Here is a 22,528-nt window from a genome sequence, read left to right on the forward strand (position 1 = left end):
TTTCAGGCGGTCGTGCGCGCTTCCGCGATGCGGGCGCGCAGATCGTGGACGATGTCGGAGAAGTCCTGGGTATAGGTCAGTTCGAGGTCGCGCGGACGGGCGAAGCCGACTTCGCGCTCGGCGATGATCCTGCCGGGCCGCGACGACATGCAGAAGATCCGGTCGGCGAGGAAGGTGGCCTCGCGCAGGTCATGGGTGACCAGGATCACGGTGAAATTGCCACGCGCATGCAGGTCGCGGATGACGCACCAGAGCTCCTCGCGGGTAAAGGCGTCGAGCGCGCCGAAAGGCTCGTCCAGCATCAGAAGCTTGGGTTCGTGGATCAGCGCGCGGCACAGCGAGGAGCGCTGCTGCATGCCGCCGGACAATTGCCAGGGAAATTTCGCGCCGGCATCCTTCAGCCCGACGGATTCGAGCAGGGCCTCGGCCTTCTCGACATATTCGGCCTTGTGCCGCCTGAGCCGGGAGCGATGCGGCTCGACGATCTCGAGCGGCAGCATCAGGTTTTCGAGTGTCGTGCGCCAGGGCAGCAGGGTCGGGGCCTGGAACGCCATGCCGGCGATCTTGACCGGGGCGCTGACCTCGCGGCCATCGACGACGACGGCGCCCTTCTGCGGGAATTGCAGGCCGGTGGCGAGCTTCATCAGGGTCGATTTGCCGCAGCCCGACGGCCCGACGACGGCGGCGAACTCGCCCTCGTTGACCTTCAGGTTGAGCCCGTCGACGGCAAGCGTCGCGCCGGTCGCATAGGTATGGCTGACGTCGGTCAGTTCGACGAAGGGGCGCAAGGCTGGGCTTTCGGCGGGAGAGCTGGGACCGGGAGCCGCATGCTCCCGGCCAGACGTGCAAGCAAGGCTCAGACCAGCTTGCGGTCACTCGCCGAGGGCAGGAACTCGGACAGGAAAACGTCCTCGACCTTCGGCTTGTTCTTGTAGGTGAAGGTCAGGCCGATCTGGTCGATGGCGCGCGCCATGCGCGCCGGATCGATGCCGCCGATGCCATTGGCCTTGACCCAGGGGGTGAGCACGTAATTGTCGATGGTCATCTTGAGGCGCTCGGCCTCGGTCTCCTGCCGGGCGACGTCATTGCGGGCGAGCACCAGCTTCACCGACGCGGTCTGGTCGGCGATGCAATCGCGAATGCCCTTGACCAGCGCGCGGTTGAAACCGGCGACCGCGGCGCGATTGCCCTGCAGGAAGCCCGGGCTCGGCATGACCACATTGCCGTAGAGCTCGACGCCGTAGTCGTACATGTGCAGCACGATGATGTCGCTGTCGGGCACGCCGCGGGATTTCAGATTGATATAGGAGGAATGGGCGAAACCGAAGATTGCGTCCACTTCGCCGGAGGCGAGCATCGGCTCACGCACCGGGAAACCGACATTCTCGAAGCGCATGCTGGCTTCGTTGAGATTGTTCACCGCACGGAAGATCGGCCACTGGGCATAAGCCGCGTCGGGGGCGGGTGCGCCGAACTTCTTGCCTTCCAGGCTCTTCACGTCGGCGGTGATGCCGCGCGAGCGGCGGCCGACGATCGAGAAGGGCGGGCGGTCATAGACCATCATCACCGCCTTCAGGTCGACGGTCGGGTTCTCGTCGCGGAAGCGGATCATCGAATTGACGTCGCCGAAGCCCATGTCATAGGTGCCGGAAGCGACGCGGGTGACGCCTTCGCGCGAGCCGGAGGCCGCGTCGATCGAGACGTTCAGCCCTTCGGCGCGGAAGTGGCCCTTCTCCAGGGCACTGAGAAACAGGCCGGCGGGCCCCTCGAACCGCCAGTCCAGCGTGAAGCGGACATTGGTGGTCGCCTGGGCGTGGACGGCGGGCGCGGCAAGGCCTGAAAGGGCCACGGTGCCGGCAAGCTTCATCGCGTCGCGGCGGGTCGGGCGGTAGCGCGGGAGGTCGGTCATGGACAAGGCCCTTCGGCATATTCTTGTTGACGGCCGGACCGCTGCGACGGCCCAGTCCAGACCGGCCCGCGATGGAACCGGTCAAGTAGAATTACAGATGTCAGCAAAGACCATGCCGGGCCGGACGGCAACCCGTTTTTCAAAGCAAAATCAGTGTTTGCTCAAATCTCGGGCAGGCCGCCTGCAAATCGAGCCGGAGAGCGCCTGCGCCAGGTCGCTGGGCGCGCCGGCGAGACGGGGCCACCGGTGGCGGGGGGCGCCGTGCCCGAGACGCCGCTAGTATCGTTGCAGTGTGATTGTGACCGGTTGATTCCGGTGCAACAATTCGTGGGTGCCCGGGACAAGCCCGGGCAAGACGATGTGCTGACCTCGCTGTGTGCAGGGCTACGGCGCGGGTTCTGCGCTCGGTCGATCCAGCACCTGTCGCTCCAAGGACAATTCTCGTCTTGCCCGGGCTTGTCCCGGGCATCCACGAATTTATCCACTCGCGGAAATCAAGCCATCATCATCACCGTGCAGCAACACTAGCGCGCGATCGAGGCGGTCGAAGCCGGGCTGCCGAGCTCGAGTTTGGTCGGTTCGATCTGCGCCATGCCGACCGGCGTGCGGATCATGATGCGGGCCGGCACCAGGGCACGGGTGCCGGCGACCGGCGCCAGCCAGATCTGCATGTCGCGGTTCTGCTCCATGCCCTGGGTCTGCGTCGGGCGGTGGCCGGCGATCGGCCGATAGCGGGCGTTGCAGACGACGGCCTGGCCGGAATAGCCGGCGACCTTCAGGTCCTCGGTGCGCGCATAGGAAAAGACCAGGTCGTAGCGCTGGCGCCCGTCGAAGACCGGGAAGGTCTTGCTGCAGGCTTCCGCGGCAACGGTCGGGCCGGAGCCGGAGACGACGAAGAGGGCGGCCGCCAGCGGGTCGAGCACGCCCTGGCGATGGCTTGCCGTGACCGGCACCTGGTCGGGCGCCTCGGGTTTCGCCGGCTCGGCGCTGAAGCTGCGCACGGCGCCGCCGGCCATGGCCATGCGGATCGCCTCGCTCTGCTGGGTGGTGTTGAGGGTGAGGTTGTAAGTTGCCGGCACGGCGCGGCCGCCGGCGATGCGGCCGGATGCGGTCGCCGAGCCGCGGCCCGAGGCGATCAGCCGCGACACGCCGGAGAGGCGCACCGAGACCGATGTCTCGTAGGTGTCGTTGGAAATGCGGCCCTCGAAGCCGGCCACGCCGACCTGCAGGCCGCCGATCATGATCTCGTAGCGTCCGGAGACGGCTTCGGTCGCCAGCGCGGGCGAGGCGATCGCGGCAAAGGCGGCGATACCCGCCAGGAGGGTCGATCGAGACACGGCACAGACTCCATCACCACCGGCGCCGGGTCTCATCGTCCCCACGCCGCTCGACCGCATCAAAGCGCGAAAATGGTTAACGCCTTGGAAATGCAGCCGTGTCTTCTATGAGGCACCAGGGGCATGGCGGACCGGCTATGACTGTGCCGGCGATTCGGCCGGGCTGGTCGGACAAGCGATTGGGGGCGGTCGGGTTTTGGTGGCAAGGACCCTTGCGTGGATGAGTGAGCGGGTCATCGCCGGTCGGCTCGCGACCGTCGGTTACTACCGGCGTGCGCGCGGCTGGCCGGTCGGCGCCGGCATGATGCGGGTGTGGCGCGGCCGCAGCCAGACGCCGCGGGTTCTGCTGGTGCCGCAGGAACTGCGCACGGCCGATCCGGTCAGGGCCGACGAGATCATCGCCGGCCTGCACGTCTTCGCCGGCCGCACGGTCCAGGCGGCCGACCCCTTCGCCGCGACACCGCCGTCGGAGGAATGGCGCGAGGCGCTCGCCGGTTTCGGCTGGCTCAGGCATCTCAGGGCCGCCGGCACGGCCGAAGCGGGTGCCGCCGCGCGCCAGCTTGTCGGGGCGTGGCTGGCGACGCAGGGCCGCGACCATGCCATCGGCTGGCAGCCGCAGATCACCGCGGAGCGGATCCGGGCCTGGCTCGCCGCCTCCGGCCTTTTGCTCGCCGGCGCCGACGAGATCTTCTACCGGCGCTTTGCCCGCTCGCTGTGGTGGCAGGTGCGCGTGCTCTATGCCCAGTTCGCCTCGATCCCGCCCGGCGCGGACCGGCTGTCGGCGCTGGTGGCGCTGGTGACGGCAGGACTTTGCCTGGAAGGCGAGGAGCGCCTGTTGAAATGGGCCTCGCTGCGGCTGGGCGAAGAGCTCGATCGCCAGATCCTGCCGGATGGCGGCCATGTCAGCCGCGATCCCGGCGTGCTGGTCGGCCTGGTGCTCGACCTCCTGCCGCTGCGTCAATTGTTTCCGGCGCGCAATGTCACGCCGCCCGCCGCCATTCTCACGGCGGTCGACCGGATGATGCCGATGATCCGCTTCTTCCGGCTCGGCGACGGCACGATCGCGCGTTTCAACGGCATGGGGCCGACCGGCATCGACCTGGTCACCACGGCGCTGGTCTATGACGAGTCGCGCGGCATCGTGCCGGGCTCGGCGCCGCATAGCGGCTTCGAGCGGCTGGAAGCGGGCACGACCGTGGTCATCACCGATACCGGCGTGCCGCCGCCGGCGCGCTACAGCATGGGGACCCATGCCGGCACCCTGTCGTTCGAACTGTCGACCGGGCGGCAGCTCGTCGTGATGAACTGCGGCATGTCGAGCGTGCACCGCGCCAGCTGGCGCAAGGAGGCGCGCAAGACCGCGGCCCACTCGACGGTGACGGTGGCCGACCACTCGTCGGCCCGCTTCGTCCGCCGGGGGCCGGCGGAAGGGGCCATGCTGTCCGGACCGCATGTCGTCGAGGTCGAGCGCCGCGGGCTGACCGTCACGGCCAGCCATGACGGCTACCGGCCGCGCCTCGGCGTCGCGGTCGCCCGCGTCATGACGCTCGCCGAGGACGGCGAACGGCTCGACGGCGAAGATGCGATCGAGGGCGCCGACCAGCCCTATGCGCTGCGCTTCCACCTGCATCCGAGCGTCCAGCCGGTGCCGACCGAGCAGGGCCGCTCGGTGCTGCTGCTGCTGCCGACCGGCGAGGCCTGGGTGTTCGCCGCCGATGCCGGCGTCACCATCGAGGAAAGCATCGCGCTGGCCATGCCGGAGGGACCGCGGCGGACGCTGCAACTGGTCATCGAGGGGCGGTCGGGCCAAACGCCCCGGGTGCGCTGGGCGCTGCGCCGGCTGGAGCGGCCGGGCGCGCAGGCGGCGCCCAGCGAGCCGGAACCGGAGCTGCCCTTGTGACCGCCAGGCGTTGCTTACCGTGATTTTCCGCGAAGATGCGGTTCCGGCGCCGCGCCCGCCATGCTAAGGCGCGGCCAAACCTTCCCGGAGACCGCCACCGTGACCGCTTCCTCGAACGCTCCCGTCGCCCGTGCGCTGATTTCGGTCTCCGATAAGACCGGCATCGTGGATTTCGCCCGCGAGCTCGCCGGTCTCGGCGTCGCGCTGGTCTCCACCGGCGGCACCTACAAGACGCTGAAGGACGCCGGCCTCGCCGTCACCGAGGTCGCCGACCTCACCGGCTTTCCGGAAATGATGGATGGGCGGGTCAAGACGCTGCATCCGAAGGTTCATGGCGGGCTGCTGGCGGTTCGCGGCAATGCCGAGCACGAGGCCGCGGCCAAGGCCCACGGCATCCTGCCGATCGACCTCCTGGTGGTGAACCTCTATCCCTTCGAGGCGACGATCGCGCGCGGCGCCGGCTGGGACGACACCATCGAGAATATCGACATCGGCGGCCCGGCGATGATCCGCGCGGCGTCGAAGAACCACGATGCGGTGACGGTGGTGGTCGATGCGGCCGACTACGCGGCGGTCATCGACGCGATGAAGGCCAATGCCGGGGCGACCACGCTGGATCTGCGCCGCCGGCTCGCGGCCAAGGCCTATGCCCGTACCGCCGCCTATGACGCGGCGATTTCCAACTGGCTGTTCGACGCGCTGAAAGAAACCACGACGCCCTACCGCGCCTTCGGCGGCGCGCTCGCCCAGGCGCTGCGCTACGGCGAGAACCCGCATCAATGGGCGGCCTTCTACAAGACGCCGCAGGGCCCCGATGCCCGCCCGGGCGTGGCCACCGCCCACCAGCTCCAGGGCAAGGAGCTGTCCTACAACAATCTCAACGACACCGATGCCGCCTATGAGCTGGTCGGCGAGTTCGATCCGGCCCGGACCGCCGCGGTCGCCATCATCAAGCACGCCAACCCGTGCGGCGTCGCGGAGGCGGCCAGCCTGGTGGAGGCCTATGAGCGGGCGCTGGCCTGCGATCCGGTTTCGGCCTTCGGCGGCATCGTCGCGCTGAACCGCACTCTGGACGCGGAAGCGGCGCGCAAGATCGTCGAGATCTTCACCGAGGTGATCATCGCCCCCGACGCGACCGACGAGGCCAAGGCGATCGTCGCGGCCAAGAAGAACCTGCGCCTGCTGATCGCCGGCGGCATTCCGGATCCGCGCGCGGCCGGCCTGACGGTCAAGACGGTGGCCGGCGGGCTCCTGGTGCAGTCGCGCGACAATGCGGTGGTCGACGCGATGGACCTGAAGGTGGTCACCCGGCGGGCGCCGACGCCGGAGGAACTGACCGACCTGCGCTTCGCCTTCCGGGTCGCCAAGCACGTCAAGTCCAACACCATCGTCTATGTCAGGAACGGCGCGACGGTGGGCGTCGGCGCCGGCCAGATGAGCCGGGTCGATTCGGCGCGCATCGCCGCCCGCAAGGCCGAGGACGCGGCGGCTGCGGCCGGCAATGCCGTGCCGCTGACCAGGGGCTCGGTGGTCGCTTCCGATGCCTTCTTCCCCTTCGCCGACGGCCTGCTGGCGGCGGTCGAGGCGGGCGCGACCGCGGTGATCCAGCCGGGCGGCTCGATGCGCGACAAGGAGGTCATCGAGGCCGCCGACCAGGCAGGGCTCGCCATGGTGTTCACCGGCATCAGGCACTTCCGGCACTGAGACGAGGCCGCGGCGGTATCCAGGCCGCCGCCAAATGCTCTAGATTGGCGTGGCCGCGAACCGGAGACGCTTCCATGCTGCTGACCACCACGCCGAGCCTCGAGGGCGGGCGCATCATTCGCTACCACGGCGTGGTGACCGGCGAGGTCATTCTCGGGGCCAATATCTTCCGGGATTTCTTCGCCTCGATCCGCGACATCGTCGGCGGCCGCGCGGGCTCCTACGAGACGGTGCTGCGCGACGGCCGCAACACCGCCTTCGGCGAGATGATGCAGGAGGCCCAGCGGCTCGGCGCCAATGCCATTGTCGGCATCGACGTCGATTACGAGACGCTCGGCAAATCCATGCTGATGGTCAGCGTCAGCGGCACCGCCGTCTCGGTCGAGATGGCGATGCAGACGCAGGCCGCGCCGCAGCAGGGCGGTTATCCCTCGTCGGCGCCCTGGGGTGGCCGCAGCTGAGACCTTTGGTGCCGCTGCGCAGCGGTCGGGATGGGTTTCTCCGCTGCAAACAAGCAGTGGATGCCCGGGACAAGCCCGGGCAAGACGATGTGCTGACCTCACCATGTGCTGGGCCGCGACGCAGGTCCTGCATCCACTCGATCCAGCTCACTTCGCTCCAAGGATGAATCCCGTCTTGGCCGGGCTCGTCCCGGCCATCCATGACGATGCAGCCGCGCGTCCGCCCGCCTGAGCCGCCTCAGGCGGCCGCTGCCTCGGTGCGCACCCGGGTCAGGATCGCCGCTCCGATCAGGAACATGACGAGCAGCACGCCGAGGCCGGCGCGCTGGTCGTTCAGCGCCAGCGTCACCACGCTCGACAGGAACGGCCCGACAAAGGCCGTGACCTTGCCGGACAGCGCGAACAGCCCGAAGAACTGGCCGATCTTGTCGCGCGGCGCGAGCCGGACCAGCAGTGAGCGCGAGGCGGCCTGCAGCGGTCCGGCGGCCGCCCCCATGATGCCGCCGAGGACCAGGTAGATCCGTTCCGGCAAGGTCGCGAACAGGCCGTCGCCGGCAACCGGCTTGGCCGTCTCGAAGACGAAGAAGACGTGGCCTGGTCCGATCAGCAGGATGGCGAAGGTGGCGAAGGTCAGGAACAGGATCGAGGCGAGGATGACCGGTTTCGAGCCGATCGCATCGTCGAGCTTGCCGCCGATCAGCGCGCCGAAGGTGCCGGTGATGGTCAGCAGCATGCCGAACAGGCCGATTTCGATGGTGGTCCAGCCGAAAACGCCGGCCGCATAGATGCCGCCCAGGGCAAAAAGCGCGATCAGGCCGTCCATGTAGATCATGTTGGCGATCAGGAAGGTCATGATGTTGCGGTGCTTGCGCAATTCGACGAGCGTGCCGGCGAGGCTCTTCAGGCCCGATCGCGCCGCTTCCGCCATGCCCATCCGGGCCGGCACGTCGGGCGTGAACAGGAACAATGGAATGACGAAGACGATGAACCACAAGGCCGTCAGGGGGCCGGCGGCGCGGTCGCCCTCGCGCGCCGCCGCGTCGAGGCCGAACAGGGGTTTCAGGCCGATGATCGTCTTGCCGGTCTCCGGGCTCGCCACCAGGAAACCCAGCATCAGGATCAGCGACGCCATGCCGCCGACATAACCGATGGCCCAGCCGAGACCGGAAAGCCGGCCCATGCGCTCCGGCGGCACCAGCGTCGGCATCATCGAATTGTTGAAGACGGTGGCGAATTCCGCGCCGATGGTGGCCAGGACGAAGGCGAACAGCACGAGAGCGACCGTCTCGGGCGCACCAGGCCGGCCGAACCACAGCAGCGACGAGCCGATCACCAGCAGGATGCCGAAAGCGGCGATCCACGGCTTGCGTCGGCCCGAGGCATCGGCGACGGCGCCGAGCAGCGGCGACAGAAAGGCGATGGCGAGGCCGGCGGCGCTGGTGGCAAAGCCCCACATGGCCTGGCCTTCGACCGGATTGGCCGCGATCGCGCTGGCGAAAAACGGGGCGTAGACGAAGGTGTTGATCAAGGTGAAATAAGGCTGCGCCGCCCAATCGAACAGCACCCACCCGGTGATCGCGGGACGGGACGCCGGTTCGGCCGGCGCTTCGGAGACGGCGAGCGATGGGGTCTGCATGGTCTCGAACTTAGCCGGTTATGGAGAAGCGGGAATCACCTGGGTGCAATCGGTCTCATCGCACGGCCGGTGTCATTCGGGCCAGCGTGTCAGAGCCTCGGGGCCGTCGGCCGGCGTGCGGGCGACATTGAGGACCAGCGCCAGCAGGGAATAGATGCCGATCAGGGCGGGGATCTCGACCGCGCCGCGCTCGCCGTGACGTGCCACGACACGGGCATAGGTGGTGTCCGACCAGCGCCTGGTGGCGATCAGTTCGGCCACCGCGTCATGGATCAAGGCCTCGTCCGAGGTCATCACGTCGGGCCTGCGGCCTTCGGCGAGCGCCTCCAGCAAGGCCCGGGGCACACCGGCTTTTTCGGCCTCCCGGACATGCACCGACCATTCGAACTGCTGCGAATAGGCGCGGGCCACCTGGCAGATGGCCATTTCCTTCAGATCCTCGGGGAGGCAGGAGCCGTGGCGCATGCGCCGGCCGAGCGCCTCGACATCGCGCATGACCGCCGGCGAGCGCAGCAGCGGCGCATAGGGTCCGAACGGCTCGGCGCCACGCCGCGACCGGAACTCCGCCGCTGCCTCCGCCTGCGCCGCCGTATAGGCCGCAGGCGGGATCGGAGGCATGCGGTCGGCGGCGGCCATGGTGATCTCGCAAATCAGAAAACAGGAGATGGTCCTGGTATCATGGCGCGATGCGGGCAATTGCCAAGGGGGGCTAAAGCAGGACTAGACTGCGGACGTTCTCGGAGGCCGTTCATGCGCCGCATCATCGTTGCTCTGGTCTCGATCCTGGTGTCGTCCGCGGCCGTGGCCCAACCGGCGCCGCAGCCCGCGCCATCGCCGCCGGCAGCCTCGCCGAGCTGGCCGATCCTCTCGGAAACCGCCCGTGTCCACCCGGCGATCGCGCCGAACGGCATGGTGGCGAGCCAGGAGGCGGAGGCGACCCGCGTCGGCGTCGCCGTGCTGGCGCGGGGCGGCAATGCGGTGGACGCGGCGGTCGCCGTCGGCTTCGCGCTGGCCGTCACCTTGCCGCGGGCCGGCAATCTGGGCGGCGGCGGCTTCATGCTGGTGCACCTGGCCGAACGCAACGAGACGATCGCCATCGATTATCGCGAAACGGCGCCGCAAGCCGCGACGCCGACCATGTTCCTCGGGGCCAATGGCGAGCCGGATCCGCGTCTGTCGCGCGATTCGGGGCTGGGCGCCGGCGTGCCGGGAACCGTCGCGGGTCTCGCCGAGGCGCATCGCCGCTACGGCTCGGGACGCTTCACCCTCGCCGAACTGATCCAGCCGGCGATCCGGCTCGCCCGCGACGGCATCACGGTCGACGACGATCTCGCCGATTCCCTGCCGCAGGCGGCGCGCCGGCTCGCCCGTTATCCCGCCTCGATGCGGATCTTCCTGAAACCCGACGGCTCGGCGCCCCGGCGCGGCGAGACCCTGGTCCAGGCCGACCTCGCCCGCTCGCTCGAGGCCATTGCCCAGCGCGGCCCCGCCGGCTTTTACGAAGGCACCGTCGCCGAGCGGATCGTCTCGGCGCTCGGCGCCCATGGCGGCATCATGACGGTGGAGGATTTCCGAGCCTATCGGCCTGTCATCCGCGAGGTCGTGCGCGGCCGCTATCGCGGTTATGCGCTCGCCTCCATGCCGCCGCCCTCGTCGGGCGGCGTCCACCTCATTCAATTGCTCAACCTGCTGGAGCCGTTCGACCTCGGCGCCATGGGCCATAACAGCGCCGAGGCGATCCATGTGATGGCCGAGGCGATGAAGCTCGCTTATGCCGACCGCGCGAAATATCTCGGCGATCCCGACAGCGTCAGCGTGCCGGTGCGCGGCCTGACCTCCAGGGCCTATGCCGACCGCCTGCGCCCGCTGATCGACCCGAACCGGGCGCGGCCGGCAGCCGAGGTCCGGCCCGGCGACCCGGCGCCGCACGAGGGCGAGCAGACCACCCATTTCTCGGTGGTCGACCGATCGGGCAATGCGGTGGCCAATACCTATACGCTGAACTTTTCCTATGGCCTGGGCCTGGTGGCCGAGGGCACCGGCATCCTCATGAACAACGAAATGGATGATTTCGCCGCCAAGGCCGGCGCGGCCAATGCCTATGGCCTGGTGCAGGGCGCGGCCAACCTGCCGGGCCCGGGCAAGCGGCCGCTGTCGTCGATGACGCCGACCATCCTGTTTCGCGACGGCAAGGTGGCGATGGTGACGGGATCGCCGGGCGGCAGCCGGATCATCACTATCACCCTGCAGACCATCCTCAATGTGGTCGATCACCGCATGAACATTGCCGAGGCGGTCGCGGCACCACGGATCCATCACCAGTGGCTGCCCGATGCCATCGATGTCGAGCAGGGCATTTCGGTCGACACGCTGAGGCTTCTGACGGCGCGCGGCCACCGCATCGCGCCGCGCCCGGCCTTCGGCAATGTCAATGCCATCCTGGCGACGCCACAGGGCTGGACCGGCGCTTCCGACACACGCCAGCGCGGCACCTTGGCGGCCGGGAATTAGGCGTGGGGGCCGCTCTTTGCCATTGACGGCCGGATCGGTTTGTTCTCATTATGTTCCAATGAGCAGACGGCGAATCATCCACGCATTCGATGCAGGCCCGCCCCCGGTTCTGGCGGTCGCCGGCCTTGCGGCGCGCTTTCATGCCTGGCGCGGCATTTCCGGCCGGCGCTATCTGGCGACCGTCTATCCGGCGACCAATCCACCGGCCTATGAGGGCGCGGTCATGGTGCTGGCGCGGCGCGAGACCGATGGCACGCGGCTGGCGGTCTGGGCCGGACGCGCGCCGTGCTCGGCGCGGGCCCTGGCGCGGCTCGCCCAGATGAAGCGGGCCGACGAGGTGCATGTCCACCTGACCGCCGAGAACGAACAGCAACGCGCGACGGTTGCCGCCGACCTGGCCACGCCGGTGACGACCCTGGCCGCGGTCGCCTGAATTCCCGGCCGTTCCGGCCGGCGCGGCGGCCCCGTTCAGGGCTTCAGGATCACCTTGCCCTTGGCCTTGCGGCTGGCGATCTCGTTCAGCGCGTCGGCGATCCGTTCCAGCGGATAGGTCGCGTGGACATGCAGCGACAGTTTCTTTTCGGCGGTCCAGCGGGCGACCTGCGCCAGGTTCTCGCTGTTCGCCTTGGGGCTGCGCTGGGCGAAGGCACCCCAGAACACGCCGCGGATGTCGCAGCTCTTCAGCAAGGTCAGGTTCAGCGGGATCTTGGGGATCTCGCCGCCGGCGAAACCGATGACCAGGAAACGGCCCTCCCAGGCGATCGCACGCAGCGCCGGTTCGGCATATTTGTCGCCGACCGGGTCGTAGATCACGTCGGGGCCCTTGCCGCCGGTCAGCGCGCGCAGCCGCTCCTTCAGGTCCTCGGTGGCATAGTTGATCACCTCGTCGGCGCCATGGGCCTTGCAGAAGGCCAGCTTGTCGTCGGTCGAGGCGCAGGCGATGACCCGGGCGCCCATGGCCTTGCCGAGCTCGATGGCGGCGAGCCCGACGCCGCCGGCAGCGCCCAGCACCGCGAGCGTCTCGCCCGGCTTCAGCTGGGCGCGGTCCTTCAGCGCGTGAATGGTCGTGCCATAGGTGATGACGAGGCCGGCGGCCTGTTCGTCGGTCAGGGCATCCGGGATCGGCGCCAGCGCGCTGGCCTGCGCCACGATCTGGCTGCGGGCCGCCCCGAAGGACAGGTTGCCGGCGACCCGGTCGCCGACTTTGAAGCCGGTGACGCCGTCGCCGAGGCTGAGAATACGGCCGGCGAATTCGGAGCCCGGCGAGAACGGCATGGGCGGCTTCACCTGATACATGTTCTTGATGATCAGGTTGTCGAAGAAGTTGAGGCCGACGGCGGTGACCGCGACCACGACCTCCCCCGGACCCGCGCTCGGATCCGGCAGTTCCTCGATGACCAGGCTCTCGGGCGGCCCGAAGGTCTTGCACAGAACGGCTTTCATGGACGTCGTCTCCCTTGGTTGCGACACACCACCAGCCGGTGCGCTTGAGGTCAACCTCGGCCAAACGGTGGGCGAGACCGCCCGCGACCCGGCCGGAAAGCCCCGGCCGCGCAGCCGGCGCCGATGCTTAACGGATCGTTGAAGACCATGGCGCTACGTCACATGTGGGTCGTGAGACCGCCGCAATCGATGGTATAGTTCAGGGAATGTCGCGAACGCCTCCATGGGCCGCGCCACGCGCCGAGCCGAATGTGACCCCCGTCACCGAGCCACGGGTACGGGGACGCTGGCGGTTTCGCCCGGCTCCGGTCGTCATGGTTCTGGCCCTGGTCGGCCTGACCGGGCTCGCGGCGGGGTTCATTCCGTTCGTCCGCTCGGCAACCCAGGTTGCGGCGACCGGCGGGCCGCGGGCCGAGGCGATCGTCGCCATGACCGGTGGATCGTCGCGGATTTCCGACGCGATCGCGCTGCTCGGAACCGGCCGGGGCCGGCGCCTGCTGATCAGCGGCGTCAATCCGATGGTCGGCGAACGTGAACTGGCCCGCCTGATCCCGGGCTCGGCTGCCCTGATGCAATGCTGCATCGATCTCGACCATCGCGCCCTCAACACCCTCGGCAACGCCATGGAAACCGGCAAGTGGGTGCGCGCCAACGGCTTCCGCTCGGTGCTGGTGGTCACCTCGAGCTATCACATGCCGCGCACCATGCTGGAGCTGCAGCGGATCCTGCCCGACGTGGAGCTGATCGCCAGCCCCGTGCCTACCGAGGCGATGAAGCGCAATGTCTGGTGGAAAGATCCGCCGAGTCTGAAGATTCTGAGCTTCGAATATGCCAAGTACTTGATGGCCGCCGTGCGGCTCAGGTTGGATATCCCGACCGCCGAACCGCGAACGGCGCGCGCCTCGACCTATTGAGCTCCGCCTCGGGCGGGAGGACCCGCCTGATGCTGCTGCTGCGCTCGGCCCTGTTCAATCTGTTCTTCTATCTCTGGACCCTGCTGCTGCTGATCATCCTGATGCCGACGCTGGTCTGGCCGTCGGGCAATCCCATCCTGTTCATCGGCTGGGTCTGGGGTCGCGGCAATCTCTGGGCGCTCAGGGTGATCTGCAACCTGCATGTCGTGTTTCGCGGCCTGGACAAGATCCCCGAGGGGCCGCTGCTGGTTGCCGCCAAGCACCAATCCGCCTGGGAAACCTTCGCCTTTTTCGTGCCGTTCCGCCGGCCGGCCTATGTGTTCAAGCGCGAGCTGATCTATTTGCCGCTGTTCGGCTGGGTCATCTGGCGCGCCCGGCAGATCCCGGTCGATCGCGGCAAGAAGGGTGGCACGCTGGCGTCGATCACGCCGGGCGCGCGCGACGCGCTGAAGCGCGGCCAGCAGGTCATGATTTTTCCGGAAGGCACGCGCCGCGCGGTCGGCGCGCCACCCGACTACAAATATGGCGTCACCCATCTCTATCAGGCGCTCGGCGTGCCGTGCCAGCCGGTGGCGCATAATGCCGGCCTGTTCTGGCCGCGCCGGTCGTTCCTGCGCCGGCCCGGCACCGTCATCGTCGAATGCCTCGACCCGATCCCCCCGGGCCTGCCGCCGGAGCAATTCGCCGACCGCCTGAAGGCCGCCATCGAGACGGCAACTGACCGGCTCGTCGCCGAGGCCGCCGAGGCGGCCGCGACCTGAGCCGCTCGCCGCTCCTGTTCAGCCGGTCGTCGGGTGGAAGAAGTCGTAGACCGCCTTGGCGGTCGCGGCATTGATGCCCGGGGCGCGCTGCAGATCGTCGAGCCCGGCCCGCTCGATGGCCTTCAGCGTGCCGAAATGGTTGAGCAGGGCGCGTTTGCGCGACGGCCCGATGCCGGCGATTTCGGCGAGGCCTGCCTCCTTGATGTCCTTCTTGCGCCGGCCGCGATGGGTGCCGATGGCAAAACGATGCGCCTCGTCGCGCAGGCGCTGGACGAAATAGAGCACGGGATCGCGCGGTTCGAGCCGGAACGGCTCACGTCCCGTCATGTGGAAGGTCTCGCGGCCGGCCTCGCGGTCGCGCCCCTTGGCGATGCCGACCATCGGCACATTGGCGATGCCGAGATCGGTGAGGATCTGGCGCGCCGCCGAGAGCTGGCCCGGGCCGCCGTCGATCAGCACGAGATCGGGCCAGGCCGACTGGTCATCCTCGCCATCCGCGGGCGGCGCGGCCGGCGCGTCGACGCCGTCCTTCAGGAGGCGCTTGAAGCGGCGCTCCAGCACCTCGCGCATCATGCCGAAATCGTCGCCCGGCGCGATGTCGGACTTGATGTTGAATGTCCGGTAGTCCTTGCGGCGGAAGCCCTCCGGACCGGCCACGATCATGCCGCCGACGGCATTGGTGCCCATGATGTGAGAGTTGTCATAGACCTCGACGCGCCGCGGCGGCTTGTCCAGCCCGAAAGCCTCGGCCAGGCCGGCGAGCAGCTTCAGCTGCGAGGCGCTCTCGGCGAGCTTGCGGCCCAGCGCCTCGCGGGCGTTCTGCAGGGCATGGTCGACCAGGTCCTTTTTCTCGCCACGCTTGGGCGTCGCCACCTCGACCCGCCGGCCGGCCCGCGTCGACAGCGCCTCGCCGAGCAGGCCCTGGTCCTCGACCTCATGCGACAGCAGCACGAGCGAGGGCGGAGGCTTGTCGTCATAGAACTGGGCAACGAAGGAGCCGAGCACCTCGGCGGCCTCGATCGAGCGGTCGGCACGCGGATAATAGGCGCGGTTGCCCCAGTTCTGGCCGGTGCGGAAGAAGAACACCTGGATGCAGGTCTGGCCGCCCTGCTGGGTGGCGGCGAAGACGTCGGCCTCCTCGACGCCGCGCGGATTGATGCCCTGGGTCGCCTGGACCGCCGACAGGGCGGCGAGCCGGTCCCGATAGACCGCGGCGCGCTCGAATTCGAGGTTCTCGGCGGCCTGCTCCATCTGGGTCGCCAGCACCTGCTTGACCACCTGGCTGCGGCCCGACAGGAACAGCTTGGCCTCGTTGACCAGGGCGTCATAGCCATCCTTGCCGATCTCCGCCGTGCACGGACCGGAGCAGCGCTTGATCTGGAACAGCAGGCAGGGGCGGGTGCGGCTCTCGAACACCGGATCGGCGCAGGAGCGGATCAGGAAGGCCCGCTCGAGTGCGTTGATGGTGCGCCCGACCGCCTGCGCCGAGGCGAAAGGCCCGAAATAGTCGCCCTTCATCGAGCGCGCGCCGCGGTGCTTGGCGATGCGCGGCGAAGCATGGTCGCCCGTGATCAGGATATAGGGAAACGACTTGTCGTCACGCAGCAGCACGTTGAACCGTGGCCTGAGCTGCTTGATCAGGTTGGCCTCGAGCAGCAGCGCCTCGGTCTCGGTGCTGGTCGAGACGAATTCCATCGCAGACGTGGCCGCCACCATGCGGGCGATGCGGGTCACCTGGCCGACCGGACGGGTGTAGGAAATCACCCGCTTGGTGATCGACTTGGCCTTGCCGACATAAAGGACCTCGCCGCTCGCATCGATCATGCGGTAGACGCCGGGTCCCTTGGGCGCATGGCGGACCGCGGCCTTGATCACGTCGATGCCGGCGGCGAGCGGGCCGGCGGCCGGGGCCGCGTCGTCTTCGGCCACCAGATCCAGCACGATGTCCTCGGCCTCATCCGTCTCGGGCAGGTCGAGATCGGTCAGGTCTGGCTCGAGATTGGCGGGTCCGGATTGCGGCGTCATGGAAAGCGTCTGTCTCTGGATGTCGTAACGGCGGGTTCGGCCGCGGCGGGAATCGGCCGCGCACGAAGCAGCAAGCCTACTCCTTGATGCCCCAGACGTCGGCAGTCTTCCAGGCCAGGTGCTGGCCGGAATCGACCGCGATGGTGGTGCCGGTCACGCTCCGGGCGCGGGCAAGATAGACGACGGCCTCGGCGACCGCCTCGGGCGCGCTCGGCTGGCCGAGCAGGGTCGACGCCGCCTGGCGCGCGAAATCCGCGGGGTCCTGGCGGTCATTGGCGAAGGTCGGGCCCGGCGCGACCGCATTGACGCGGATCCGGGGCGCCAGCGCCTGGGCCATGGTCCGGGTCGCCGCCTGCAGGGCGATCTTGGTCAGCGTGTAGGAATAGAATTGCGGCGTCGGCTTGAACACACGCTGGTCGACGATATTGACGATGGAGGCGCCATCGGGGGCCTGCGCGGCGAAGTCCTGGGCCAGAAACGACGGCGTCTGCAGATTGATGCGGAACTGCCGGTTCCAGCCCTCGCGGGTCAAGGTCCCCAGATGGTCCTCCTCGAATTCGCTGGCATTGTTGACCAGGAGGCTCAACGGACCGAGCGCGGCCTGCGCCGCGGCGACCAGCCGGTCGACCGCCGTCGGCTCGGCCAGATCCGCCGCGACCACCGCGGCCCGGCCGCCGCGGCCGCGAATCGCCGCCGCCAGCGCTTCACCCTCGGCCGCCGAGCGATTGACATGGATGACCACGCCGAAGCCGGCCATGGCCAGGGCCTCGGTAATCGCCCGGCCGATGCGCCGGGCGCCGCCGGTGACCAGCGCGGTTTCAGTCTGGGGCATTTTCAGTTCGGGCATCGGGGCATCGTTCAATCCGGGAATCGATCCCATGGGAAATAGGCGCGTTGGTGCATTTCTGCCACGGGCGCGGATCGGGCCGTCGATCGAACAGCGGCCAGTCACCGCGCAGGCCTGTGCTTGGCTTTCAACCGCCGCTGCCGCCGGTCGCAGGATGCGCCGTTGTTGCGCTGCGGTATTCGACTCCGCGGATCCTCGGGCCGCCGCGCGCCTGCCTTGATTGCGCCACATCTCGCAAGATGTCACATTGTCATAGACGTTTAATATTTTGAATTCCTAAGTATATACTGGAATAGTAACTCTTTGTTTCCAAACATTACGCGAAGATGATGCCTCATTTCAGCCAATAACCGATGGAAATGACAGCGCCGGTCGTTCATGAACGATCGCATGCGGTTCGATTGGTAACGCTCCATTAACGACGGAGCCATTCATCCCGCGAAAACTTGAATGAATGCGGTTATAGATTGTTCACCGCATTGGATCTGGGACGGTCCGCGACGGAAAAGCATTCCTCGTGACGTTCGTGGGACAGGAGTTGACGATGAAAAAGATCATTTGGGCTGCAGCGACTGCTGCCGTGCTCGCCACCCCGGCTTTCGCAGCCGACCTGCCGCGCCGCGGCGCCTATCCGGAGGCCGTCTACGTGCCGGTCGCCCCGGCCGGCATCTGGACCGGCTTCTATGTCGGCGCCAATATCGGCGCGAACTTCTCGTCGAGCTTCAACAACAACGCGGCCTTCAGCCTCGGCGGCGCCTCCGGCTTCACCGGCGGCCTGCAGGCCGGCTACGACTATCAGGTCAACCGCTTCGTCATGGGCGTCGTCGGCGACCTGAACTATTCCAGCATCAACCGCCGCTACATCGATACCTTTCCGACCGATGTGCGCACCAGCATGAACTGGAACGGCTCGATCCGTGCCCGCCTCGGTTACGCCGTGCAGGACAACTTCCTGCTCTACGCGACCGGCGGTCTGGCGCTGGGCAACGTCCGCGTCAGCGACGCGCTGCCGGGCGGCTTCTCGCAGTCGAAGACCCTGGCCGGCTGGACCGCCGGCGTCGGCGCCGAATATGCCTTCACCCGCAACTGGACGGCGCTGCTCGAATATCGCTACACCAGCCTGCAGAAGGCCAGCTACGATGGCGTGATGCCCGGCGCGCGCTTCGGCTTCGAAGGCCACCAGCTCCGCACCGGTATCAACTACCGCTTCTGATCCGACCTTCGCCCGACATCGAGAACGGCCCGGCTTCGCCCGGGCCGTTTTCATTTGGGGCCCGCCTCGTGCATAACAGGCAAGGCGGCCGGGTTGATCCGCCGCATTGCACCGCGCGGCTCTCGAGATTAAACCAGCCCGATCATGGCGCTTCTCGATCTCGCCAACCCGACCCGTTTCCTGGCGTTCGTCGCGCGGGCCCTGCCGTGGCTCGCCGGGGCGAGCGTGCTGACGTTCGTCGCCGCCGGCTACCTGGTGTTTTTCGTGGCCCCCGACGACTACCAGCAGGGCGGCACGGTCAGGATCATGTTCATCCATGTGCCGGCGGCCTGGCTGTCGATGATGTGTTATTCGCTGATGGCGGTGTCGGCGCTGGGCACGCTGGTCTGGCGCCATCCGCTCGCCGATGTCGCGGCCAAGGCGGCGGCCCCCATCGGCGCGGCCTTCACCTTTCTGTGCCTGGCCACCGGCTCGCTCTGGGGCAAGCCGATGTGGGGCACCTGGTGGATCTGGGACGCGCGCCTGACCTCGGAACTGGTGCTGTTCCTGATGTATCTCGGCCTGATCGCGCTCTGGCGCTCGGTCGACGATCCCGGCCGGGCCGGGCGGGCCGCGGCCGTGCTGACGCTGGTCGGCTCGGTCAATATCCCGATCATCAAGTTCTCGGTCGACTGGTGGAATACCCTGCATCAGCCGGCTTCCGTGTTCCGGCTCGACGGTCCGACCATTCACGCCTCGATCCTGACGCCGCTGTTGGTCTCAGCGGTGGCTTTCACCTTGCTGTTCCTGACGCTGCATCTCGCCGCCATGCGCAACGAGGTGCTGCGCCGCCGGGTCCGGGCGATCCGCCTGGTCCAGGCCCAGCGCGAGGCGGTGCCCGCCGGCGCCAGGCTGATGCCGGGGGAGTGACGCGATGCTCGGGCTTGATGTCTTCCTGCAGCAGCCGCATGCCGGCTTCATCCTGGCGGCCTATGGGCTGAGCGTCGCGACCATTGCCGGCCTCGTCGCCTGGATCGTCGTCGACCACGGCAAGCAGACCGCCATCCTCGCCGACCTGCAGAAGCGCGGCGTGACCCGCCGCTCGGCGGCGCAAGCGGAGGACGCGACATGACCGAGGCGAGCGCTCCCGTGGCGCCCAAGCGGCGGTCCTGGCTGCCATTGCTGCCGCTCGCCGTGTTCATCGGCCTGGCGGTGCTGTTCCTGGTCGGCCTGCAGGGCGACCCGCAGAAGCTGCCCTCGGCCCTCATCGGCAAGCCGGCGCCGACCTTCGCGCTGGCGCCCCTCGACGGCATCGGCCGGCCCGGCTTCTCCAATGCCGATCTCCAGGGCCAGGTGACCGTGGTCAATGTCTTCGCGTCCTGGTGCATTCCCTGCCATGAGGAACATCCCGTCCTGGTCGAGCTGGCCAAGGACACGCGCATCCGCATGGCCGGGATCAACCAGAAGGATCAGCCCGACAATGCCCGCCGCTTCCTGGCGCGCGGCGGCAATCCCTATCAGTTCGTCGGCGTCGACCCGAACGGCCGGGCCGCCATCGACTGGGGCGTCTACGGGGTTCCCGAGACCTTCATCGTCGGCCGCGACGGCCACATTCTCTACAAGCATGTCGGCCCGATCACGCCGCAGACGCTGGTCTCGCGCATAAGGCCGCAGATCGAGGCGGCGCTCGCCGCCCGGTGATGCCGGTTATCGCGGCGGCGCAATGATTGTGACCGGTTGATTTCGCAAAGGAACAAGTCGTGGATGCCCGGGACAAGCCCGGGCAAGACGATGTGTGTCCCTCACGGCGTCCTGGGCCACGGTCCGCGTCGTGTGACGGTGGGGTCAGCGCGCTGGCTCGACGGTATTTCTCGTCTTGGCCGGGCTTGTCCCGGCCATCCACGCATTCAACCCGATTTGCCCATGGAGCGCGCCATCCGGCATGCGATCCGCTGCATTTCGCACTTTCGACCTGGTTCCATCAGCGCAACGCCGAGCAACCCGGAGTCAAAGAATCAAAATCACCGAGCAGCGGTGGTCAACGCGTCGGCTGGAACGGATTGCGCCAGCCGCCGCCCTGCGCCGGCGCGCGCAGCGGAAAGGCCGCCGAGAGGTAGTTCACGAAAATCTCCCGGTCCTTGGCGTCCGGCGCCGGCATGCCGTGCTTCGACACCATCAGGTCGATGACGCCGCTCCATTGCTCGCGCGTCTGGCCGATGCGGGTGATCAGGCCGGTCGCGTGGCAGGCGGTGCACATGTAGAAAGTCTCGTCGCGGCCTTCTCCGGCCGGCCAGGCTTCGGGTGTTTCGGCCTGGGGCTGGAAATTCGGCGGCGTCTGCGCCCGGACGGGTGCGCCCGCCGCGCCGATGCCCAGCATCAGCGCGACGGTCAGAAGTCCCCATGATCGCATCGGGTCACCCCACCAGCATGGCGATGCGGTGGAACGAGTTGGCGCCGTAGCCTTGCGGGTTCCAATTGCCGGCGGTGTGCGGCTGGTATTTGCCCGCGCTGTCCTGGCCGCGCACCCAGACCTCGTAATAGCCGTCGGTCGGCAGCTGGATCGAGCCCGACCAGCGGCGCCAGTCATAGCGGTTCTTGGCCTCGGCCAGCCGCATGGCGCGCCAGGTCTGGCCGAAATCGGTCGAGACATGGACGCGCTGGACGTCGAGATCGCCGGCCCAGGCCGCGCCGCGGATGTCCAGCGTACGGGTGCCCTTGGCCAGCCGCGTGCCGTTGGCATGGCTGGTCAGGATCGAGCGCAGGGGCATCGAGGTCATGTCGGCGAAATTGTCGCGGCCGTCGACATTGGAGCCCGGTACGATCGGCACGGTCGGGACACGGTAGCTCGTGCCGCCCATGCCGGCGCCGTCATGCGGCTTGTCGCGGATCCAGATGCGGGTCAGCCACTTGTGCGACAGCGAGCCCGGCCAGCCCGGCGTGATCAGCCGGACCGGCCCGCCATGGATATGCGGGATCGGCTGGCCGTTCATGGCGAAGGCCACCAGCGTGTGGCGCTCGAGAGCCTTGGCGACCGGCATGCCGCGCGAGATCGACTGGCGCGCGGCATCGCCCGAGAGGTGCGGATCGGCGCCGTAATTGCCGGTGAAGCGGGCAGTGTCCTTGAGGCCGGCGGCACGCAGCAGGTCGCGCAGCGGCACGCCGGTCCATTCGGCGCAGCCGATGGCGCCGTTGCCCCACTGGTTGCCACGCGCCTGCGGCGAGAAGAACGAGCGGCCATTGCCGCCGCATTCCATCTGCATGCGATAGGTGACCGCGCGATAACGCACCTTGAGCTCGCCGACGGTCAGCTTGAGCGGCGCATTGACCTCGCCGTCGATGACGAAGGCATGGGCGTCGGGATTGGCGATGTCGGGCGCGATCTGGCCGTTGTTGCGGACGAAGAAGCGGTCGATCGGCGTGGTCGCGTCGTCGAGCAGATGTTCCGGCGTCTCGGCGACCAAGGGGCGGTCCTGCAGCAGCATGAGGCCGCGCGACTTGCCGGGATAATCGAGCGGTTGCGGGCCTTGCGGCGCGGCTGCCGCCGGAGCGGCCGGTTGCGCCGGCGCGGTCTGCGCCATGGCGGCCGGGATCAGGCCGCCGGGCATGGTCGCGGAATGGACGATGGTGCCGCCGACCGCCGCCGACATGGCGGCAAGGCCGGCCCCGCCCAGGAAGCCGCGCCGCGAAGCCGTGCCGTCTTCGCCGCTGGTCGCCGCCTTGGCGGCCCTGCGTCCAAATATCTCGGCCTCCGCGCGCTCGGGGTCGTCCTGATAGAGTTCCTCGACCGAGCGTTCCTTCTTCCTCGCCATGAAGTCCCTCCCAGGAAGCGATTCGTCAGCATTTCATTGTCGTTGTGGCAGGTTCGAAGAGAAAATTATACCCCGTCTC

Annotated in this window: 21 protein-coding genes; 11 read left to right on the top strand and 10 right to left on the bottom strand. The window is 68.2% G+C overall.

All coding sequences use genetic code 11. The features are described 5' to 3' along the window. Nucleotides 1-2: 2 nt before the first annotated feature. The 3 genes from AC07WJ_RS02260 to AC07WJ_RS02270 form a co-directional block, all read right to left on the bottom strand. Nucleotides 3-788, bottom strand: coding sequence for an ABC transporter ATP-binding protein (locus AC07WJ_RS02260; protein WP_494932903.1), 786 nt, complete (start codon nucleotides 786-788; stop codon nucleotides 3-5). Nucleotides 789-856: 68 nt separating this feature from the next. Next, nucleotides 857-1,909: an ABC transporter substrate-binding protein gene (locus AC07WJ_RS02265; RefSeq protein ID WP_494932904.1), complete on the bottom strand. Its 1,053-nt coding sequence runs from the start codon at nucleotides 1,907-1,909 to the stop codon at nucleotides 857-859. A 524-nt stretch (nucleotides 1,910-2,433) separates the two neighbouring features. After that, complete coding sequence (locus tag AC07WJ_RS02270; RefSeq protein ID WP_494932905.1) at nucleotides 2,434-3,246, bottom strand: DUF3108 domain-containing protein; 813 nt, start codon at nucleotides 3,244-3,246, stop codon at nucleotides 2,434-2,436. A 220-nt stretch (nucleotides 3,247-3,466) separates the two neighbouring features. Between AC07WJ_RS02270 and AC07WJ_RS02275 the strand changes: the two genes are divergently transcribed. From AC07WJ_RS02275 to AC07WJ_RS02285, 3 genes are all read left to right on the top strand, one after another. Continuing rightward, the gene (locus AC07WJ_RS02275) at nucleotides 3,467-5,146 is read left to right on the top strand and encodes a heparinase II/III family protein (protein WP_494932906.1); all 1,680 of its coding nucleotides are present in this window, start codon (nucleotides 3,467-3,469) and stop codon (nucleotides 5,144-5,146) included. A 60-nt stretch (nucleotides 5,147-5,206) separates the two neighbouring features. After that, on the top strand, nucleotides 5,207-6,850 hold the full coding sequence (gene purH, locus AC07WJ_RS02280) for a bifunctional phosphoribosylaminoimidazolecarboxamide formyltransferase/IMP cyclohydrolase (protein WP_494932907.1): 1,644 nt from the start codon (nucleotides 5,207-5,209) through the stop codon (nucleotides 6,848-6,850). Between the two features lie 74 nt (nucleotides 6,851-6,924). After that, the gene (locus AC07WJ_RS02285) at nucleotides 6,925-7,311 is read left to right on the top strand and encodes a heavy metal-binding domain-containing protein (RefSeq protein ID WP_494932908.1); all 387 of its coding nucleotides are present in this window, start codon (nucleotides 6,925-6,927) and stop codon (nucleotides 7,309-7,311) included. A 238-nt stretch (nucleotides 7,312-7,549) separates the two neighbouring features. Here AC07WJ_RS02285 and AC07WJ_RS02290 read toward each other — a convergent pair whose 3' ends face one another. Together AC07WJ_RS02290 and AC07WJ_RS02295 are read right to left on the bottom strand one after the other, a co-directional pair. Further along, nucleotides 7,550-8,947, bottom strand: a complete 1,398-nt coding sequence (locus AC07WJ_RS02290) for an MFS transporter (RefSeq protein ID WP_494932909.1) — start codon at nucleotides 8,945-8,947, stop codon at nucleotides 7,550-7,552. Between the two features lie 72 nt (nucleotides 8,948-9,019). Further along, nucleotides 9,020-9,583, bottom strand: coding sequence for a carboxymuconolactone decarboxylase family protein (locus tag AC07WJ_RS02295; protein ID WP_494932910.1), 564 nt, complete (start codon nucleotides 9,581-9,583; stop codon nucleotides 9,020-9,022). Nucleotides 9,584-9,697: 114 nt separating this feature from the next. Here AC07WJ_RS02295 and ggt point away from each other — a divergent pair, with 114 nt between their 5' ends. Next, nucleotides 9,698-11,458 (top strand): gamma-glutamyltransferase, encoded by a 1,761-nt coding sequence (ggt, locus tag AC07WJ_RS02300; protein WP_494932911.1) that lies wholly within the window; start codon nucleotides 9,698-9,700, stop codon nucleotides 11,456-11,458. Between the two features lie 58 nt (nucleotides 11,459-11,516). Next, on the top strand, nucleotides 11,517-11,891 hold the full coding sequence (locus tag AC07WJ_RS02305) for a hypothetical protein (RefSeq protein ID WP_494932912.1): 375 nt from the start codon (nucleotides 11,517-11,519) through the stop codon (nucleotides 11,889-11,891). A 35-nt stretch (nucleotides 11,892-11,926) separates the two neighbouring features. Here AC07WJ_RS02305 and AC07WJ_RS02310 read toward each other — a convergent pair whose 3' ends face one another. Further along, nucleotides 11,927-12,901: an NADPH:quinone oxidoreductase family protein gene (locus tag AC07WJ_RS02310; RefSeq protein WP_494932913.1), complete on the bottom strand. Its 975-nt coding sequence runs from the start codon at nucleotides 12,899-12,901 to the stop codon at nucleotides 11,927-11,929. Nucleotides 12,902-13,152: 251 nt separating this feature from the next. Here AC07WJ_RS02310 and AC07WJ_RS02315 point away from each other — a divergent pair, with 251 nt between their 5' ends. Both AC07WJ_RS02315 and AC07WJ_RS02320 read left to right on the top strand, forming a co-directional pair. Then, nucleotides 13,153-13,815, top strand: coding sequence for a YdcF family protein (locus AC07WJ_RS02315; RefSeq protein ID WP_494932914.1), 663 nt, complete (start codon nucleotides 13,153-13,155; stop codon nucleotides 13,813-13,815). 29 nt (nucleotides 13,816-13,844) lie between these two features. Further along, complete coding sequence (locus AC07WJ_RS02320) at nucleotides 13,845-14,576, top strand: lysophospholipid acyltransferase family protein (RefSeq protein WP_494932915.1); 732 nt, start codon at nucleotides 13,845-13,847, stop codon at nucleotides 14,574-14,576. 18 nt (nucleotides 14,577-14,594) lie between these two features. Here the strand turns inward: AC07WJ_RS02320 and uvrC are convergent, their stop codons facing one another. Together uvrC and AC07WJ_RS02330 are read right to left on the bottom strand one after the other, a co-directional pair. Then, on the bottom strand, nucleotides 14,595-16,601 hold the full coding sequence (gene uvrC / locus AC07WJ_RS02325) for an excinuclease ABC subunit UvrC (RefSeq protein WP_494932916.1): 2,007 nt from the start codon (nucleotides 16,599-16,601) through the stop codon (nucleotides 14,595-14,597). 76 nt (nucleotides 16,602-16,677) lie between these two features. Continuing rightward, nucleotides 16,678-17,448, bottom strand: coding sequence for an SDR family oxidoreductase (locus tag AC07WJ_RS02330; RefSeq protein WP_494932917.1), 771 nt, complete (start codon nucleotides 17,446-17,448; stop codon nucleotides 16,678-16,680). A gap of 544 nt (nucleotides 17,449-17,992) precedes the next feature. On the opposite strand from AC07WJ_RS02330, the gene AC07WJ_RS02335 reads away from it, so the two are divergent. The 4 genes from AC07WJ_RS02335 (at nucleotide 17,993) to AC07WJ_RS02350 (ending at nucleotide 20,341) form a co-directional block, all read left to right on the top strand. After that, entirely contained in the window at nucleotides 17,993-18,661 is a 669-nt protein-coding gene (locus AC07WJ_RS02335) for an outer membrane protein (protein WP_494932918.1), read from the top strand. 144 nt (nucleotides 18,662-18,805) lie between these two features. Next, entirely contained in the window at nucleotides 18,806-19,570 is a 765-nt protein-coding gene (locus AC07WJ_RS02340; protein ID WP_494932919.1) for a heme ABC transporter permease, read from the top strand. 4 nt (nucleotides 19,571-19,574) lie between these two features. Continuing rightward, nucleotides 19,575-19,772: a heme exporter protein CcmD gene (gene ccmD / locus AC07WJ_RS02345; protein WP_494932920.1), complete on the top strand. Its 198-nt coding sequence runs from the start codon at nucleotides 19,575-19,577 to the stop codon at nucleotides 19,770-19,772. Continuing rightward, entirely contained in the window at nucleotides 19,769-20,341 is a 573-nt protein-coding gene (locus tag AC07WJ_RS02350; protein WP_494932921.1) for a DsbE family thiol:disulfide interchange protein, read from the top strand. Before ccmD ends, AC07WJ_RS02350 begins: the two co-directional genes overlap by 4 nt. Before the next feature lie 337 nt (nucleotides 20,342-20,678). Here the strand turns inward: AC07WJ_RS02350 and AC07WJ_RS02355 are convergent, their stop codons facing one another. Together AC07WJ_RS02355 and AC07WJ_RS02360 are read right to left on the bottom strand one after the other, a co-directional pair. Beyond that, on the bottom strand, nucleotides 20,679-21,050 hold the full coding sequence (locus AC07WJ_RS02355; protein WP_494932922.1) for a hypothetical protein: 372 nt from the start codon (nucleotides 21,048-21,050) through the stop codon (nucleotides 20,679-20,681). Between the two features lie 4 nt (nucleotides 21,051-21,054). Then, entirely contained in the window at nucleotides 21,055-22,449 is a 1,395-nt protein-coding gene (locus AC07WJ_RS02360) for a molybdopterin-dependent oxidoreductase (RefSeq protein ID WP_494932923.1), read from the bottom strand. Nucleotides 22,450-22,528: the final 79 nt, after the last annotated feature.

Source organism: Phreatobacter sp. GW821-FHT04C01, assembly GCF_059420385.1.

Bases quoted from the DNA above. Each gene is read 5' to 3' on its own strand.
- AC07WJ_RS02355 (WP_494932922.1), bottom strand. From the start codon at position 21,050: ATGCGATCATGGGGACTTCTGACCGTCGCGCTGATGCTGGGCATCGGC.
- ccmD (WP_494932920.1), top strand. From the start codon at position 19,575: ATGCTCGGGCTTGATGTCTTCCTGCAGCAGCCGCATGCCGGCTTCATC.
- AC07WJ_RS02320 (WP_494932915.1), top strand. From the start codon at position 13,845: ATGCTGCTGCTGCGCTCGGCCCTGTTCAATCTGTTCTTCTATCTCTGG.
- uvrC (WP_494932916.1), bottom strand. From the start codon at position 16,601: ATGACGCCGCAATCCGGACCCGCCAATCTCGAGCCAGACCTGACCGAT.
- AC07WJ_RS02275 (WP_494932906.1), top strand. From the start codon at position 3,467: ATGAGTGAGCGGGTCATCGCCGGTCGGCTCGCGACCGTCGGTTACTAC.
- AC07WJ_RS02340 (WP_494932919.1), top strand. From the start codon at position 18,806: ATGGCGCTTCTCGATCTCGCCAACCCGACCCGTTTCCTGGCGTTCGTC.
- AC07WJ_RS02305 (WP_494932912.1), top strand. From the start codon at position 11,517: ATGAGCAGACGGCGAATCATCCACGCATTCGATGCAGGCCCGCCCCCG.
- AC07WJ_RS02285 (WP_494932908.1), top strand. From the start codon at position 6,925: ATGCTGCTGACCACCACGCCGAGCCTCGAGGGCGGGCGCATCATTCGC.
- AC07WJ_RS02295 (WP_494932910.1), bottom strand. From the start codon at position 9,583: ATGGCCGCCGCCGACCGCATGCCTCCGATCCCGCCTGCGGCCTATACG.
- AC07WJ_RS02310 (WP_494932913.1), bottom strand. From the start codon at position 12,901: ATGAAAGCCGTTCTGTGCAAGACCTTCGGGCCGCCCGAGAGCCTGGTC.
- AC07WJ_RS02360 (WP_494932923.1), bottom strand. From the start codon at position 22,449: ATGGCGAGGAAGAAGGAACGCTCGGTCGAGGAACTCTATCAGGACGAC.
- AC07WJ_RS02350 (WP_494932921.1), top strand. From the start codon at position 19,769: ATGACCGAGGCGAGCGCTCCCGTGGCGCCCAAGCGGCGGTCCTGGCTG.
- AC07WJ_RS02330 (WP_494932917.1), bottom strand. From the start codon at position 17,448: ATGCCCGAACTGAAAATGCCCCAGACTGAAACCGCGCTGGTCACCGGC.
- AC07WJ_RS02335 (WP_494932918.1), top strand. From the start codon at position 17,993: ATGAAAAAGATCATTTGGGCTGCAGCGACTGCTGCCGTGCTCGCCACC.
- purH (WP_494932907.1), top strand. From the start codon at position 5,207: ATGCTAAGGCGCGGCCAAACCTTCCCGGAGACCGCCACCGTGACCGCT.
- AC07WJ_RS02265 (WP_494932904.1), bottom strand. From the start codon at position 1,909: ATGACCGACCTCCCGCGCTACCGCCCGACCCGCCGCGACGCGATGAAG.
- ggt (WP_494932911.1), top strand. From the start codon at position 9,698: ATGCGCCGCATCATCGTTGCTCTGGTCTCGATCCTGGTGTCGTCCGCG.
- AC07WJ_RS02290 (WP_494932909.1), bottom strand. From the start codon at position 8,947: ATGCAGACCCCATCGCTCGCCGTCTCCGAAGCGCCGGCCGAACCGGCG.